This window comes from Bacterioplanes sp. CLAM21, assembly GCF_059641015.1.
This window is the reverse complement of record NZ_CM184929.1, coordinates 3,177,834-3,193,954: the sequence shown is the minus strand read 5'-3', so window position 1 is coordinate 3,193,954 and position 16,121 is coordinate 3,177,834. Positions and strand designations below refer to the sequence as shown.

Annotated in this window: 19 protein-coding genes; 9 read left to right on the top strand and 10 right to left on the bottom strand. The window is 52.3% G+C overall.

The annotated features are described in order from the left end of the window. Positions 1–67 precede the first annotated feature (67 nt). The 3 genes from AC55FS_RS14505 to AC55FS_RS14495 all read left to right on the top strand — a co-directional run bounded on the left by AC55FS_RS14505 (position 68) and on the right by AC55FS_RS14495 (position 1,860). Positions 68–349, top strand: coding sequence for an antibiotic biosynthesis monooxygenase family protein (locus AC55FS_RS14505; protein ID WP_496932974.1), 282 nt, complete (start codon positions 68–70; stop codon positions 347–349). A 121-nt stretch (positions 350–470) separates the two neighbouring features. Beyond that, positions 471–845, top strand: a complete 375-nt coding sequence (locus AC55FS_RS14500) for a DUF3127 domain-containing protein (protein ID WP_496932973.1) — start codon at positions 471–473, stop codon at positions 843–845. A gap of 166 nt (positions 846–1,011) precedes the next feature. Beyond that, the gene (locus AC55FS_RS14495) at positions 1,012–1,860 is read left to right on the top strand and encodes an HDOD domain-containing protein (protein ID WP_496932972.1); all 849 of its coding nucleotides are present in this window, start codon (positions 1,012–1,014) and stop codon (positions 1,858–1,860) included. On the opposite strand, the gene AC55FS_RS14490 is transcribed toward AC55FS_RS14495, so the two are convergent. Then, complete coding sequence (locus AC55FS_RS14490; RefSeq protein WP_496932971.1) at positions 1,835–2,761, bottom strand: ketopantoate reductase family protein; 927 nt, start codon at positions 2,759–2,761, stop codon at positions 1,835–1,837. The two genes, AC55FS_RS14495 and AC55FS_RS14490, sit on opposite strands and share 26 nt — an antisense overlap. 91 nt (positions 2,762–2,852) lie before the next feature. On the opposite strand from AC55FS_RS14490, the gene AC55FS_RS14485 reads away from it, so the two are divergent. Next, positions 2,853–3,152, top strand: a complete 300-nt coding sequence (locus AC55FS_RS14485) for an ArsR/SmtB family transcription factor (RefSeq protein WP_496932970.1) — start codon at positions 2,853–2,855, stop codon at positions 3,150–3,152. Between the two features lie 190 nt (positions 3,153–3,342). After that, positions 3,343–4,911, top strand: a complete 1,569-nt coding sequence (locus tag AC55FS_RS14480) for a methyl-accepting chemotaxis protein (RefSeq protein WP_496932969.1) — start codon at positions 3,343–3,345, stop codon at positions 4,909–4,911. Positions 4,912–4,956: 45 nt separating this feature from the next. On the opposite strand, the gene AC55FS_RS14475 is transcribed toward AC55FS_RS14480, so the two are convergent. The 9 genes from AC55FS_RS14475 to lexA form a co-directional block, all read right to left on the bottom strand. After that, positions 4,957–6,150, bottom strand: coding sequence for an ABC transporter permease (locus AC55FS_RS14475; protein WP_496932968.1), 1,194 nt, complete (start codon positions 6,148–6,150; stop codon positions 4,957–4,959). A 1-nt stretch (position 6,151) separates the two neighbouring features. Continuing rightward, positions 6,152–7,366, bottom strand: a complete 1,215-nt coding sequence (locus AC55FS_RS14470) for an ABC transporter permease (RefSeq protein ID WP_496932967.1) — start codon at positions 7,364–7,366, stop codon at positions 6,152–6,154. Further along, complete coding sequence (locus AC55FS_RS14465) at positions 7,363–8,058, bottom strand: ABC transporter ATP-binding protein (protein WP_496932966.1); 696 nt, start codon at positions 8,056–8,058, stop codon at positions 7,363–7,365. Before AC55FS_RS14465 ends, AC55FS_RS14470 begins: the two co-directional genes overlap by 4 nt. After that, positions 8,045–9,178 (bottom strand): efflux RND transporter periplasmic adaptor subunit, encoded by a 1,134-nt coding sequence (locus AC55FS_RS14460; RefSeq protein WP_496932965.1) that lies wholly within the window; start codon positions 9,176–9,178, stop codon positions 8,045–8,047. The genes AC55FS_RS14465 and AC55FS_RS14460 overlap by 14 nt, the downstream gene beginning before the upstream one ends. Positions 9,179–9,403: 225 nt before the next feature. Then, complete coding sequence (locus tag AC55FS_RS14455; protein ID WP_496932964.1) at positions 9,404–9,949, bottom strand: DUF2058 domain-containing protein; 546 nt, start codon at positions 9,947–9,949, stop codon at positions 9,404–9,406. 3 nt (positions 9,950–9,952) lie between these two features. Further along, positions 9,953–11,026: a 5-(carboxyamino)imidazole ribonucleotide synthase gene (locus tag AC55FS_RS14450; RefSeq protein WP_496932963.1), complete on the bottom strand. Its 1,074-nt coding sequence runs from the start codon at positions 11,024–11,026 to the stop codon at positions 9,953–9,955. A 23-nt stretch (positions 11,027–11,049) separates the two neighbouring features. Next, positions 11,050–11,544, bottom strand: a complete 495-nt coding sequence (gene purE / locus AC55FS_RS14445) for a 5-(carboxyamino)imidazole ribonucleotide mutase (RefSeq protein WP_496932962.1) — start codon at positions 11,542–11,544, stop codon at positions 11,050–11,052. 188 nt (positions 11,545–11,732) lie between these two features. Next, positions 11,733–12,155 carry a cell division inhibitor SulA gene (locus AC55FS_RS14440; RefSeq protein WP_496932961.1) on the bottom strand — a complete coding sequence of 141 codons (423 nt, stop codon included), beginning with the start codon at positions 12,153–12,155 and terminating at the stop codon, positions 11,733–11,735. 14 nt (positions 12,156–12,169) lie between these two features. After that, complete coding sequence (lexA, locus tag AC55FS_RS14435) at positions 12,170–12,769, bottom strand: transcriptional repressor LexA (RefSeq protein ID WP_496932959.1); 600 nt, start codon at positions 12,767–12,769, stop codon at positions 12,170–12,172. Positions 12,770–12,917: 148 nt separating this feature from the next. On the opposite strand from lexA, the gene AC55FS_RS14430 reads away from it, so the two are divergent. Genes AC55FS_RS14430 through AC55FS_RS14415 form a run of 4 tightly spaced genes read left to right on the top strand, consistent with a single transcriptional unit; the run spans position 12,918 to position 15,979 of the window. Continuing rightward, positions 12,918–13,580: a TetR/AcrR family transcriptional regulator gene (locus AC55FS_RS14430; protein ID WP_496932958.1), complete on the top strand. Its 663-nt coding sequence runs from the start codon at positions 12,918–12,920 to the stop codon at positions 13,578–13,580. Between the two features lie 56 nt (positions 13,581–13,636). Further along, positions 13,637–14,167 carry a L,D-transpeptidase family protein gene (locus AC55FS_RS14425; RefSeq protein ID WP_496932957.1) on the top strand — a complete coding sequence of 177 codons (531 nt, stop codon included), beginning with the start codon at positions 13,637–13,639 and terminating at the stop codon, positions 14,165–14,167. After that, positions 14,167–15,195: a beta-N-acetylhexosaminidase gene (nagZ, locus tag AC55FS_RS14420; protein ID WP_496932956.1), complete on the top strand. Its 1,029-nt coding sequence runs from the start codon at positions 14,167–14,169 to the stop codon at positions 15,193–15,195. Before AC55FS_RS14425 ends, nagZ begins: the two co-directional genes overlap by 1 nt. A 37-nt stretch (positions 15,196–15,232) precedes the next feature. Further along, positions 15,233–15,979: an S-methyl-5'-thioinosine phosphorylase gene (locus AC55FS_RS14415; protein WP_496932955.1), complete on the top strand. Its 747-nt coding sequence runs from the start codon at positions 15,233–15,235 to the stop codon at positions 15,977–15,979. Positions 15,980–16,121: the final 142 nt, after the last annotated feature.

The window sequence follows — 16,121 nt, the reverse complement described above, 5'->3', positions numbered from 1 at the left end:
TTTGTTCATCAACATTGGTTATGCTCAGTGCATAAGGTATCAATCGTGCACAGCTAAAGGACTCACTATGATCAAGGTGATTATTGAACGTCAAATCGCTACCGGTATGGAAAGCACCTATGACGCGGCCATTAAAGATACTCTGCGTGCCATGCTCGAGGCCCAAGGTTATGTGTCAGGCGCGACGTATAAAGACGCTATGGATTCTAACCATCGAATCATTATCACCAATTGGAAAAACCAAGAAGCTTGGAATCTGTGGTTTAAGTCGGAAGACCGACGCAATGCTCTGGCCTCGATTCAGCCCATTTTGCAGCAGGAAGAAAAAGTCACCATGCTGACGGCCTGAGCCTTGATGTAACTCGACTATCGGGTTGTCTGTCCAACGGTTTAGGGATTGGCTTGGGTGTTTAGGCCATTGGTGTGCGATGTTATGATCGCTTTTTTAATTTGCTGGTTTGGGACGTTGCATGTCTAAAAGTTTTGAAGCACAAGGAATCATTCACTCCATCGATCAGACGCGAGAGTATGGTCAAAACGGCTTTACCAAACGCGAGTTTGTGATCAAGTTGTCAGGGGAGGGTGAGAATCCAGACTACCCCAATTACGTGGCGCTGGAGCTGATTAAAGATAAATGTGCACTGATGGACAGCTATCAGGTTGGTGACGAAGTTCAAGTGACGTTTAACTTGTCGGGTCGTCTTTGGAATGCACCGGGCAAACCTGAAAAGTGCTTCACTAGCTTGCAGGCTTGGAAAGTGGAGCGTGCCGGTGATGCTCAGCCGGCTGGCGGGTTTGCTGCCGACTTTGCTCCTCCTGCCTTCGACGACGACGTGCCGTTTTAACACCCCAGTTCTTTATTAGCCGAGCGTGCGCAGCCTCGCTCGGTGGCTGTATGCCTGTTGGCACCCGCTTGTTCAGATTGATGGCATCTTTGGTTACTTTCTTCGCTGTCTTCCAAGGCAAACTGGTCTAGGGTTGTGGAGAGCGAAGGAAGCATCAGGACGCGCCATGTTGACCTTGGATCAAGACTATCTAGAAGGACTTAAACACTCATTTTTTGTCCCTTCTCCGCCCGAATTATTAACGCGTGCCCAGGCAGAGTGTCGCGCAGATGAGCCGGACTTGTCTGTATTGGCGGAGCTGATCAGCAAGGATTTGGGACTTTCATCTGCGGTACTGAAAACCATTAATTCGCCCATGTTTGGCATGGGACGGGTTGTCAGTGATACGCGCCAGGCGGTTATGATGCTGGGATTGGATGCGACCACTACCTTGTTGGCTGCGGTGATGCTGCGACAAGCGTTTCATGGTAAGTCAGCCATCAGTTTTGAGCGATTGTGGGATGAGGCCACGGAAGTGGCGGAAGCCATGGTTTATATAGGCGGGCGTATTAAGGACAAGATCCCACAGGAAAACCTGTATACCACTGGGTTGTTTCATGACTGCGGTATTGCAGCGATGGCGATGAAGTTTCACGACACCTATTTAGACTGCATTAAGGCGGCTAATAGTGATGAAAATGAATCACTGGCTGTGTATGAAGATCAGTTTTATAACACCAGCCATCCCATTGTAGGATTTATCATTGCCAATACCTGGAATTTGCCGACGGATATCTGTCACGTAATACTGAACCATCACAATGTTGACTACCTCGGCTACAACGATGATTACAACGAAAATATGCTGCTAGCGGTGCTGAAAATTGCTGACAACATTCAAATGCAAATCAAGCAAGCCAAAAATGATCATCAATGGGAGCAATATCAACAGCAATACTTTGAGCAAATCGGCATCGATGATCATGAATATCTGGATATTCTGGAAGAAATCACAGATATGCGTTCTCAAGTGTAGCGGTCAGCTCCCTTAGGGCTTGGCTGGGATATTGTTGCTGATAGTCTGTTAGATAAAGATAGGTTTGCTCGCGTACCTTGATAAAGTGGTAATGCAGGTATCGCTCTAGCGGCAGCGGAACCGAATACGGTGCCAGGCGAAGCAGCAAACGATAACAGGCTGGCGTTAAAACTCCCTGAAATAATATTTTTTGCCACCAGGTTAGTGGTTGTAACTGAGGTAACAATTGCGACTGAGCACAAGCGAGTTGCTTGAGCAGATGCGGCTGCTGGCGCAAAATGTTGAATTGCCAGTGTGCTTGCTCCAGTGCAGCCAGAAAGGTCATTAAAAATGCCGATGGCAGCTTTGATGCGGCAACAGCAGAAGGGCTGGCCGTTGCGGCAATTCCGCTGTGTTTAAACAGCTGAATAACATTGTCTCGCAGATCTTTTTTGCCCGAAACCGGCATTGCGATGGGCGGCAAATAATATTCTATGTGATCCATGCAGGGCGTCTGTAGCGGCGCTTGATAAGCGATGAGGCTAATCAGCCCTTGCACGATTTGCTGGGGATTAAAGTGCTGCTCAAGTAACGACAAGTCGGCGCTGCTGGGTTGTAGCATGAGAATAGGCGTGTTCCCGAGTTGCCGTGTTACCTCAGGCCAATCCAGTTGTCTTAGTGCTGGAGATGAAATGGCCAAAACCACAAGCTCATAGTCACCCTGCCAGTCATAACGCAGTGCAACTGGCTCTACCTGAGAACGTGGCTGGCGAAATGGCTGTAGGCGGGTGAGGCGAACACCTGAGTGAAAGCTCGCGGCATATTTCTTTTTAGTCAGGTACTGCACCTGATGGCCAGCACGGGCAAAGTGCTGCCCATACACTAGCCCAACGGCACCGGCACCGACGATTAATATCTTCATAGTCTCTCTTCGATGGGTTTCGAATTGATTGTAATCACGCCAGATATTTCGATACTTGTCAAATTATTAACCTATTGCTTCGGATGACTGAATGACAGATCAACAGCTCAGCCAGATATTTAAGGCGTTGGCCAATCCCAATCGGCTGCAAATTTACCGTGCTGTAATCGCCAGTGCCGAGCAAGGCATCAGTGCGCCAGAGGCCGGTTGCGGAGTGGCGGATTTGATACACAAGTTAAAAGTGGGGGCGCCGACGGTGTCACATCATGTCCATGCGTTGCAGGATGCCGGGCTGATTCGTGTTGAGCGCCGTGGTAAATACGTTCATTGTTATCCGAATATGGATTTAGCTACCGATGTGGGCCGTTTTTGGCAGCAGTTGCTGCCTTGATTGTTTTTATAGGTGCGGCATAGGGACCATGACCTAAGCGGTGACGACATCGGCAAGGTATATGTGCGACACAGCGGATAGCGTGTGTGCTGTGAGTTGGTATTCTTCAGCACTTTGCCCTACACCTATAAAGCAGATATCGCACTCTGTTATCTGCTACTTAGCTGTTTGGCCACTAAGGGCTTAGGGTGTGCGTCGAAACTTTCCGGTGACTCAAGTCGATCATCCGATGGGCGATCGTCAAAGCATTGTCTCTGCAACTGATGCACGCGGTGTCATTAAAACCGTGAATCAGGATTTTCTCGATATTTCAGGTTATGGAGAATCTGAGCTGATCGGTCAGGCACACAATATAATCCGCCATCCCGATATGCCACAGGCGGCGTTTGAGCTGATGTGGAAGCACTTAAAAGATGGCAATCACTGGGTTGGCATTGTCAAAAACCGCTGTAAAAACGGCGATCACTATTGGGTCAATGCCCATGTCACACCTATTTATGACCATGGCAAAATCTGCGGCTATGAGTCCGTTCGTGTAAAGCCCAGTGCCAGCCAGGTAGCGCGGGCAGAATCAGTATATGCCCGGCTTAATGCGGGCAAGGCGCCTTTTGCTTGGTGGCAGAGGGTGATTCCACGAGTGCGAAGAATGATGCCGATGTGGTTGTTGTTAGCACTGCCGGGAGCGATATTCGCCGCTTGGTCAGCGCATATCACATTGGCGCTGGGCTTATTGCTGGCCACTGCGGCGCTGGCGGTGTTACTTGATCGCTGGCTGCAAACCTGGTTAATGCCGGTGGATCAGTGCCGCACGCCGATCAGCCATGATGCATTAACTCAATATATTTTCAGTGGCGAGGTGAGCAATCTGGCTTGTTACCGGCTGCAGCAAATTATCGATCAATCCGCGGTACGCACCATCACCGGCATGGTTAAACACAGCAGCCAGTCGGTGGTGGATAAGTCACGCCAGGTAGCCGACAACGCACGCCACAGCAGTCATGCGATGCAGCAGTTAACCTCCGAAACCGATCAGATCGCCGTCGCAACGGAAGAAATGAGCGCCAGTATCGATGAAATCAGTCAATCGGTGACTAAGGTCTCAGGCGATGCCGATGCGTCTCGCAGGCTGGGGGAGCAAGGTCGCAATGTGCTGGCCGATGTGGTGAAACTGATAAGCGAACAGCACGATCACTTGGTAAAAGACGCCGAGCAAGCGCAGCAGCTCGATCAATTAGTGGCGGAAATTGGCACCATCGCCAGCTCCATTGATGCCATTGCCGAAAAAACCAACCTGCTGGCCCTCAATGCGGCCATTGAAGCGGCACGTGCGGGTGAGGCTGGGCGTGGTTTTGCTGTGGTAGCGGATGAAGTTCGCAGTCTGGCTGGTGACACCCAGCGTTCGACTGAGCGTATTCAACAAGCGCTGACGCAAATCCAGCAGCAGGTTGCAGGTTTGGTATTGCGAATGAAAGAAGGGAGAGACGGCGCCGGCGAAACTCAGCAGCGCATGCAAGATGTAGCCACGCAATTAGCCGAGCTGCTGCAAGCCGTTGATGCTATCGCTATCAGTGCTCAGGAAATGGCGGCCGGGGCTGAGCAGCAATCAAAAGTGTCGACCGATATTGCTAGGCGAATATCTCAAATCCGTGACAGCAGTGCGGAAACGGCTGAATTAATCGATGCTGACGCTAAGTTGAGTCAACAAATGGACGAAGCGGCAGCAGCACAGCTTGAACTGGTGAGTCGCTTTAATCGCTAGTCTGGCTTCACGCTTTAGCACTTCAAGGGTCGTTTGATCTTGTTGTTATTCTGCTCTAAGGGCCTCTATGGGGTGCAGCTGTGCCGCTTGCCAAGCAGGAACGATACCGGCCAGTAAGCCAATCAGAGCAGAAAATAACAGTGACATAATCAGATAAAACGGACTTAAAAAAACAGGAAAATCGGGCAGTAAGATCACACCGAAAGCAATCAAACTGACCGTTACCAGAATACCAGCCACGCCTCCCAGCAGCGATAACATCATGGCTTCGGCCAGAAACAGCAACAACAGGTCGCGCTTTGCCATGCCAATGGCGCGTAATAAACCGATTTCAGCGGTGCGTTCGCGAACATTGGTGGTCATGATGGTAAAGATGCCAATGCCTCCCACCAGCAGGGATATGGACCCTAATGCAGCAACTCCCAGCGTTAATACATGCAATATGCTGTTCAGACTGGACAGCATTTCATCCTGAGTGATGATGGTAAAGTCTTCTTGGCCGTGGCGGCGAATGAGCAGATCGGTCACCCGCTGACTCACCGTAGCGGCTGTGGTAGAGGCTGAAAAAACCACATCGATTTCCATTAATCCGGCGCGGTTAAACAGCGTCAAGGCACGATCGTCGGGGATATACACCATATCATCGAGATCAAACCCCAGCATGCTGCCTTTGGGTTGCATCACACCAATAACACGAAAGCGTTGACCGCCGATGCGAATAAATTGGCCCAAGGCACTGTGCTGGCGGAACAGTTCGGTTTTAACTTTATGCCCAAGTACGGCGAATGGCGGACTGTTGCTGTCGGACTTGGGCAAGAAGCGGCCGCTGGCTAAAGAGAATGACCAAGCAGCGGCGAAGTCGGCGTTAGTGCCCAATATCTCAGTGTGTCGTTGGCGCTGCTGAAAGCGCACCGCACCACTGCCTTGTACATTGCTCACCACGTAGTCGACGCCGCTGAGCTGTTGTAATGCTCGGGCATCGCTGACCGTTAGCAATCGGACAGAACTGAGCAGCCCTCCCATGCCAGCAGTTTCACTCTTGCCGGGTGATATCGCCAGAATACGGGTGCCGAACTGGGTGAAATTGCTCATCGCATAGTGGCGTACGCCTTCACCGAGGGACGTCAACAAGGTAACCGCGGTAATACCGATGGCAATGCCCAGAGCCGTTAATGCGCTTTTTTTCGGGGTAAAACGCAGTGACGATAACACCAGCTTAAAACCATCGGCGGCACGCATGTTATTTCCCCATCTGCTGTTGCAGCGCTTGCACGGGCGCCATGCCAGCGGCGCGACTGGCCGGTGACCAGGAAAACACCAGGCTGCTGCCCAGAGCAACGAGTAGAGCCAGGGCACTGGCCCACCAGGGCGCAATAAAACTGATGCCTAGGCGTTGGCTAGCGGCCCACAGCAAAGCTTCGGCGCTGGCAATGCCAAGGCTGGCCCCAGCTAAGGTAAGTAACAGCGCTTCACCAATAAACAGCCGGCGAATTTCTACAGCTGAGCTGCCAAGTGCCTTCAATAAACCAATTTCTGCGGTCCGCTGACTGACGCTAATCAGAGTCATGTTCATGATTAATACCCCGGCAACACATAAGCTGATGCCGCCAATGGCAGCGACAGCCATGGTGATAACCGCCAAAATGCTGTCAAACGCAGCCAGTAGTGAATCAGGTGTGATCAAGGTGACGTCGAGCTGTCCATCGTGCTGCTGTTGCATTCGCTGCTCCAGTGACCGCACGGTGACTGGTAAGTTGTGCAGGGTGCGCAACTGGATCATTAACCGAAACAGGCCATGGGCATTAAATATTTGCTGTGTGCTGGCGACTGGCATCAGCACAGCATGGCTCATATCCATCCCCAAGCCCGTGCCAGTGTCGGCCAATACGCCAATGACACGGCAACGATGGCCAGCCACGCCTAGCCACTGCCCCAGCACGGGTCGATGAGCAAACAAAGCTTGTTTGAGTTTTGCACCAATAACGCAGACTGGCTGAGCAATGTGTAATTCGATGGCTGGCAGTGCTTGACCCTGTTGCAGTGATAACTGACGCATGGCAAAAAAATCACGGTTGGTGCCAATCACCAGGGATTCTCGCGAGCGCCCATAAGCACTGATGTCACCACTGGCGGCAATAATGGGAGCCACGGCACTCACCTGTCTGTGCCGTAAAACGGCCTGAGCGTCTTGCAGGGTAATGTCGCGTGTGCCCTCTCCGGTCAAAGGTGGCAGTCCGCCAGTCGTTTCTTTGCGGCCTGGCAACATAATCAGAACGTCTTTGCCGAGCAGGGAAAACTCGTTAATAACATAGCGTCGACCGCCTTCGCCCAGACCCGTTAACAGCACCACAGCGAACACACCAATGGCCATCGCCAATAATTGCATCAGGGTGCGAAAGCGCTGGCGCAGCAGAGCTTTAAGGTTAAAGCGCAGCTGATCGTGCCAACGAATCACAGCGCCTCCGCTGGACCATCGTAGGTAATATGGCCATCAACCAAGGTCAAAGTGCGCTGCGCGCGGCGGCCGAGGTCGTGATCATGGGTCACCATGATCAAGGTGATACCACCGCTGTTGAGTTCTTCTAATGTGGCCATCACATCTTGACCAGTGCGACTGTCTAAATTACCGGTCGGTTCATCGGCCAGCAGCAGAGCGGGTTTCATAATAATGGCGCGAGCGATAGCGACACGCTGGCGTTGGCCACCTGACAATTGATGGGGCAGATGGCCGGCACGTTTGCTTAGCCCCAAGCGCTCAATCACGGGTATCAACCGACGTTGGCGCTCGGCAGGAGTGATGCCTGCCAGAATCATCGGTAGTTCAATATTTTCACTGGCGCTGAGTCTAGGAATTAAATGGTAAGACTGAAACACAAAACCAATGTGCTGGCGTCGATAACGAGCCCTTTGTTCCTCGCTCATCTGCACGGTATTGCTGCCGTTGAGCCAATACTCTCCCTGGCCCTGATCTGCAGTGTCTAACAGCCCGAGTAGGTTTAACAGAGTCGATTTTCCTGAGCCAGATGGGCCCATGATGGACAGGTATTCTCCCGCTGCCACCTCCAGTTTGATATCTGTGAGGGCATGCACGGGCTGATCGCCAAGGACAAAGGTTTTGTCGATGTGCTGCAGTTTAATCATCGGCATTGTTGATCTCGACCAGGCTTCCTTCGCTGATATCAGCATGATCGAGGGTCATCAGGATATGATCGCCACTGTCCAGCCCTTGCTGTACTTCGGTCCAAGTCCAGTTGCTGAGACCTATATCGATGGCTTGTGAGACTAGCCGTCCATCGCGAATCACAAAGACCTTTTGACCATCGAGCAGTGCTTCCGTTGGAATGCGCAGGTGATTGTCGTGCTGATCTGTGATGATCTCCAGATCGGCCGAATAGCCGATCAGCAGGTGCACATCGTCCGCCAATGGATCCAGCTGTACGTCGATATCAACGGTCCGTGCCTGGGCTTCGTAGTCTTGCACATAAGGTGCTATACGGCTGACCTGGCCGGTAAAGGTTCTGTCTCGAAAGGCATCCAGGCTGATGCGTGCAGCCATGCCGATGGTGATGGCAGCGGCTTCGGCTTCATCGATGGGGGCTCTGACATAAATGCAGTGGGTGTTGATCAGATCAATGGCCGGTGGTGTGGCGACCCCGGGTGGGGAGGGGGTTGCATATTCACCAATCTCGCCATTAACCTCGGCTACGACGCCATCAAATGGAGCAAATAGTTGTGTTTGAGCCAAGCGAGCTTGCTGTAGCTTTAAGCTTGCCTGGGCGCGGTTAACTTGAGCTTGCTGTTGCTGACAAGCAAAGCGGCTGATCTGGGCTTTGGTTGTGGCTCTATCAGCAGCTTCTTCTGAAGCCAGATTACGGGTGCGTAAATCCATAATGCGCTGGCTTTCGCGTTGATCAAGCTTGGCTTGCTGACAGCTAGCTTGTAACTGCAATTTCGCCAGTTGCAGTTCCGCTTGCGCTTGTTGTTGGGCCGCTTGGAGATCATCGTTCCACAGTTCTAATAATGGCTGGCCGGCGCTAACTAGGTCACCTTGCTGAACATACAGTTTGGCTACCTGACCACCTTGAGACAGGGATAACTTGGAGCGTTGACAAGCTTCTACGGTGCCAGAACGGGTATTGGCCACCAGCTGTTCTACCCGTCCAGCGCTGACCTGATGACTTTGCACTGGGATGGCGGGCGCGGGCTTAAACCACCAAGCGGTGGCCAGCGTCGCGATAACGGCAGTGCTGAACAGTATCTTTTTCAATGGCATCTCCCTTCCGTTTATTGAGCTTGCCAGTACGTTGCTATCAGGTCATTGACCCGGATCATGGCGGTGTGCCCAGACGCTAGCGATACAGCAAGGAGAGATAAGCTGGAGAGAGGGTATAGCTAGTGAGGGTATAGCTTGAGAGAGGTATAGCAGGCGGCGATTATCGAACAATCTTGAAAGGATCAGCCCACCAGTATTGGCTCGATGGGCTGAATGGCGTTACCACATCAGATCGTCAGGAATCTGGTAGGCAGCGTAAGGATCGTCTTCATCTAACTGATCAGCACTGGAATCGGCGATATAGATAAAGATGTCGCTATCACGCTGGCGGATCTTGTCTGTAACCGGAACTGGAATCACCGCAAAGCTGCTATCAAGCTCCATGATGGCCAACTGACCGCGACTTAAACGGTCAAAAATAGCCTGGTCAACGTGGATCGGTTTTACTTTGTTATCCGGGCCAACAAATTGATAACGCACGTCAGCTTTGTCACTGCTGATGGCATTGCTGGCAATCAGCTGACGGATTTGCGCGGCAATGGCTTTTTTCTGTGCCTGTTCGTCGCGCTGGCGGTTGAGTTCGCGGTCGCGTTCAGCCTTGGCTTTACGGGCTTGCTCGGCGCCTACTTTGGCTTCGTCAACCACGTCTTCTTTACCGGTGCGCTGCAAATGCTGCTGGCGCTTTTTTTCCCGTTGGTTTTGCTTGGCTTTTTTATTGTTTACCAAGCCAGCAGCTAATAGTTGCTCCTGTAACGACTTAGCCATGGTTTACCTCTGTGGCCAGGTGGGCGCCGGCAATACGGCGTGCAGTTGATCGATAATGGCATCGCGCTCGGCATTGCTGTCAGCCGTGATGGTGATGTGGCCAAGTTTGCGTTGCGGACGTGCTTGTTTGCCATAACTGTGGCGATGGGCATTGCTGAGGGAGTCGGCCAGCAAGGCAGGCTGTTCATCACCGATCACATTGAGCATGGCCACGCTGTTGTGTTTGGCGTTGGGTTGTCCCAGTGCTTTGCCGCTGATGGCCAGCATATGATTACGAAACTGGCTGGTGGCAGCGCCTTCAATGGACCAGTGTCCGGAGTTGTGGACACGAGGCGCCACCTCATTGGCTACCAGGCCATCGGCAGTATCAAACAGTTCCAGTGTCAGCGTGCCGACATAGTCGAGACTGTCGGCGAGTTGGCGAACGTATTGCTCTGCTTGGGCTTGCTTATCACTGGTCAACGCTGGAGCCGGATATAGGGAGTAGCGCAAAATGCCGTCATGGTGCACATTTTCTGTCATTGGCCAGACCACCATATTGCCATCTTGGTCGCGACTGGCGATGACCGAAGTTTCACGCTCAAAGGTTACAAACGCCTCGGCAATCAACTCTCGCTGACCAATGCTGTCCCAGGCTTGCTGTGCCTGGTCTGCTTGTTTAATGACAAATTGCCCCTTGCCATCGTAGCCTTCGGTGGTGGTTTTTAGTACCAACGGCAGGCCCAGTTGGTCGATAGCCTGATGTAGATCCGCCAGGCTGTTAACGGCCCAAAACTCAGCGGTGTCGATACCAGCAGCACGCAAAGCACGTTTTTCTAGCAGGCGATTTTGAAACGTTTTTAGCGCCTCAAGGCTAGGAAATAGCTTGTCGGCATATTCTTCGAGCTGATTAACAACGTCGGCACTGATGTTTTCTGTTTCGTAGCTGATGCGATCTGCTGCTTGCAGGAAAGCGTTCAGTGCTTCTGCGCTGTGCGCCCGTAGGTCGTACAGGCTGACTTCAATATCGGCAAGGTCGTGGATGCTGTCTGCCAGCATTTGACCGAGCTGACCATTGCCAAGAATACCAATCTTCATAACCAATAAAACGTCCGTATGACTTAGTCGGCGTTGCGTGGATCGGGCAGTTCGAGCACATCTTCAGTTTGCTCCTGACGGAACTGCTCAACTCTGTGTTGCAGGTCGATATCGTGTGTACCCAGAATTTGCGCTGCCAACAAGCCAGCATTTTTGGCACCGGCATCGCCAATGGCTAGGGTACCGACTGCTACGCCGCCAGGCATTTGCACAATCGAAAGCAACGAATCGAGGCCGTTCAGTGCGCGTGACTTAACGGGCACACCTAATACTGGCAATGCCGTTTGTGACGCCACCATGCCTGGTAAGTGGGCAGCGCCACCAGCGCCAGCAATGATGACTTTGAGGCCGCGGGTGTGCGCATTTTTGGCGTAGTCGAACAACAGATCTGGGGTTCTGTGGGCAGATACGACTTTTACTTCGTACTCCACTTGCAGTTTATCGAGCATCTCCGCAGCGAACTGCATGGTGGGCCAGTCGCTCTTGGAGCCCATGATAATGCCAACGGTGGCTGCCATGGTGTGCACCTCAATTTGTTGAGAAAGCGGCGCATTCTAGCACAGGCAGAATTGCACAACAGTCTGTCGTTGCGCACTGTTCCTGGCTTGGCGCTGACTGAGTGGTCAAGATTAGTGAGAAATAGACTCAGCCTATCCGGTCAGTGTCTAGCTTAGTACAGGTAACGAAGCTTCCCGGGTGAGGTGCGTTAGGCTGCCGCTTGCTGGCGTCGTTGGATCAGCATGACTTCGGTCTGGCTTTGCCGAGCGGCTTGTTCGAGTTGCTGGCGCTGCAGGGCGCTTAGTTTGCCTTGCCACTCGATCATCAGATGGCTGTTACCGGCCGCAATCACTTGTAAGCACAGCTGCAGCTGATTGTCTGGGCGGCAATCTAGCTGGATGACGGCTGCATGGTGTAAGCCTAAACTTTGCAGCCATTGTTTATTCATTTTTGGATGTGGGCTGAGCCACATTAACCAGCGCTGTCCCTGGTTGCATTGGGATAATAATGGCAACAGCTGCATCGGATTGATAGCGCTGCCATCACTGATAATCATTTCAGTCAAACTACCGACCTGGGTGGTTTTTAACCACACGGGCGCATCAGACATGGCAAGGGACAGCTGTTGCATAGTGCCTCCGTATATTACTGACGGCGAATCACACCGACATACAATCCTTCGATTGCAAACTCGCTGGTTTTTAAATCCACTTCAATGGGCTGGTACGCTGCGTTTTCGGCATGCAAAAAGATTTTGCTGCGTTTTTTCTCATAGCGTTTGACGGTTACTTCGTTATCGACCCGCGCCACGATGATTTCGCCGTTACGAGCAGTTTCTCGTTTATTCACAGCGATATAGTCGCCATCCATAATGCCAATGTCCTGCATACTGTCGCCGTGCACTTCCAGCAAAAAATCGGCTGCTGGTTTAAAAAAGCTGGCAGGAATATCGCAGTAATCTTCAACGTGTTCTTCTGCCAGTATTGGGTTACCGGCGGCAACGCGACCTATGATAGGCAGGCCAGGCTGTTCTTCCTCAACAATGCGAATGCCGCGTGATGCGCCTGGCATAATTTCAATGGCTCCTTTGCGCGCCAGCGCTTTTAAGTGTTCTTCGGCGGCATTGGCTGAGCGGAAGCCGAGCTGACGGGCGATTTCTGCCCGGGTGGGTGGGAAGCCAGTCGCTTCCAGTGCTGAGCGAACAAAGTCCAGCACTTGTTGTTGCCTTTGGGTCAGCTTGGTCATGCGTGCGTCCATCTGGTGATTTATACAGTGTCTGTAAATATATACAGTATGTTGGGGGCTGTAAACCTGAGTCACAAATTGTGCATTTTCTTGTTCTCAGCGATGCTTGGAACGTGCAGGAGACTTGCGTCAAGGATGTTTTAAACGTATGTTTGAAACAATCGTTTACAGAGATGCTGGTATGGCTCAGAAAGACACTGCCAAAGCTATTTTGAATGCTGCTGAAGAATTGTTCTCCGAGCGTGGTTTTGCCGAAACCTCGCTGCGTAACATCACCACCAAGGCGGGGGTGAATTTGGCGGCGGTGAATTATCACTTTGGCTCCAAGAAATCTCTGATTCAGGCGGTGTTTGCGCGCTTTTTAGCGCCCTTTAGTGAAGGGCTAGAACAAGATCTGAACGACTATCGACAGCGCTTGCAAGGCGAGCCACCCAAGCTCGGTGAGTTGCTGCGGCTGTTGTCGTCGGCATCCATGCGCAGTGGCGGCAGCAATCCCCATCGATTGGGCATTTTTATGCGTTTGTTAGGGCTGGCTTACACTCAAGGCCAGGGCCATTTACGCAAGTTTTTGCGGGCAGAATACGGCACCTTGTTTCGCGACTATATGGAGTTAATTACCGCAGCGACGCCGGATTTGTCGAACGAAGAACGCTTTTGGCGCATTCACTTTATGCTGGGTGCCACGGTATTTACCTTGTCGGGTGCCGATGCACTGACGGCTATGGCGGAGCATGACCTTGGTAGCCGTGCTGATATTGCGCAAGTTGTCGATAAGCTGGTACCTTTCCTCGCGGCAGGAATGACAGCGTAGCTGTTGTGACAAAATCGCCATCGGGGCGGTTTTCCTGTTTGACCAGGGACTTCTAGATGTTGGAATCCAGTGATCTTCCTCTGATTGAGATCTCTATTGCCGATCAGGCGTTGCGTTTGTCGACGTCCGAGTCTTGTCATTTATACCCAGTATCAACCGCCGCCAATGGCGTCGGAGAGCGCGATGGCAGCGGGCAAACCCCTCGAGGCTGGCACCGCGTTCGCGCCTGTATCGGCAGTGGTGCGGAAAAAGGCAGTGTGTTTGTCGGGCGCCGCGCAACTGGGGAAATTTATAATCATCGGCTGGCACAGCAGCACCCGCAACGCGATTGGATTTTGTCGCGCATCCTCTGGCTTCAAGGCTTAGAAGTGGGATTTAACCGCGGTAATGGTGTTGATAGCATGCGTCGTTACATTTATATCCACGGTACTCCAGATTCTGAGCCTATGGGCGAGCCACGTTCCCATGGCTGTATTCGCATGCGCTGCGCCGACGTTATCGATTTATATGAACGCGTCACTGCAGGCACCTTGGTGTGGATTCAGCCCCACAGTTTTCGCATTATCCCTTGTCGGAATATCGCTTAATGAATCATCAAACCGTTGGCGTTATTGCCGATGTCAGTGGGCCTGAGCTTGGCCCCTCTGACGATGAACTGTTGCAGCATGACGCTTTGGTGGGTGTCATTCTATTCGCTCGTCATTACCAAAGCCCGCAGCAGTTATTGGCACTGACCGACAGCATCCGTAGCGTTAGGCCGGAGCTGTTAATTTGCATTGATCAAGAAGGTGGTCGGGTACAGCGTTGTCGGCAGGGGTTTACTCGTTTGCCGGCGATGCTGAGCTTTGAAGCCCTATGGCAGCAAGATGCTGATGCGACCTTGTCATTGGTCAAAGATGCAGGCTGGCTGATGGCCACGGAGCTGATTGCGTGTGGCGTTGATCTCAGCTTTGCGCCAGTGTTGGACATTGAATATGGCTGTTCACAGGTAATTGGTGATCGTGCGTTTGGACACAGCGCTGAGCCGGTAGTGGCTTTGGCGGGTGCCTGGATCGACGGGATGCAACAGGCTGGTATGGCAGCAACCGCAAAGCATTTTCCTGGCCATGGCGCAGTGGTGGCGGATTCCCATGTAGAGCTGCCTATTGATTCGCGCCCCATTGCGCAGCTGCAACAGGATATGACTCCCTTTGTAGAGTTAATCAGGGCTCAAAAACTGGCGGCAGTGATGCCTGCTCATGTGATTTATAGTGCCGTTGACCCTGATTACACTGCGGGTTTTTCACGTCAGTGGTTGCAGGATATATTGCGTGCTGAATTGGGTTTCGATGGCATTATTTTTAGTGACGACTTGTCTATGCAAGGCGCGGCCGAAGTGGGGGGGTATGCCAGCCGGACCCAGCTCGCTGTGCAGGCTGGTGCTCAGGCACTGCTGGCCTGCAATAATCGAGACGGAGCCTTACAGGTACTGCATGCTGTGCAATCGCTGGCGCTGCCGCGCTTGAATCTACAGCCACTGCAAGCAACGGCACTCAGGCGCCAACAAGCGAGTGCTGACTGCGACAGTGAACGCGCTCAGCACACTCGTGCTCGACTTCAGCCGCTGACTGCTTAAACTCTGCATCCTTTGTGTTGGATTCTCAGGACGTTTCATGTCTCAGCAAATAACGGCCATTATTGGCGGCACTGGCTTAACCGAAATTGACGGGCCAGAACAGTGGCAGGCAGCTCCCATTACTACTGAACTGGGAGCTCCTTCGTCGGTACCGCAACGCGGAGAATGGCAGCAACAGCCAGTTATTTTTCTGTCGCGCCACGGTCAGCCACACTCGATCGCGCCGCATTTGATTAACTATCGGGCCAATTTGTTGGCGTTAAAAGAGCTGGGTGCCGAACGTATTATTGCCGTTAATGCCGTGGGGGGGATTCATCCGGATATGGGCAGTGGCGCCATCGTCATACCGCACCAGTTGGTGGATTACACTTGGGGCCGTGAAGCCACCTTTTTTGATGGCACTTACCGTCCGCTCGATCATATCGACTTCAGTCACCCTTACGATGAGCCACTACGCCAAAGCCTATTGGTGGCAGCAAAGGCCGCTAATATTACTGTGTTAGACCGCGGAGTTTATGCTGCGACGCAGGGCCCTCGGCTAGAAACCATCGCAGAAGTACAACGGTTAGAGAATGACGGCTGTGATCTTGTCGGTATGACCGGCATGCCTGAGGCTGCCTTGGCTCGTGAACTTGGCATTCCTTACGCCAGCGTGTGTCTAGTGGTGAACCCTGCTGCCGGTAAGTCGGATGATCTCATTACCATGGAGCATATTCGTCAGACACTGAAAGACGGCATGCATCAGGTGGTAACCATCATCGATACCTGGTTGGCGAGTCACTAAGACTGAATCTATGTTGAGAGTGGCAGTAAGTCACGATTGGGAGTAAACACAAGGCTTACAATCGTGACAGGCTGTCACCTTGCCTGAGAAGCCGATCACAACCCGCTACATTGAACAGTGGCACACTTCGCCCCTGATGTTC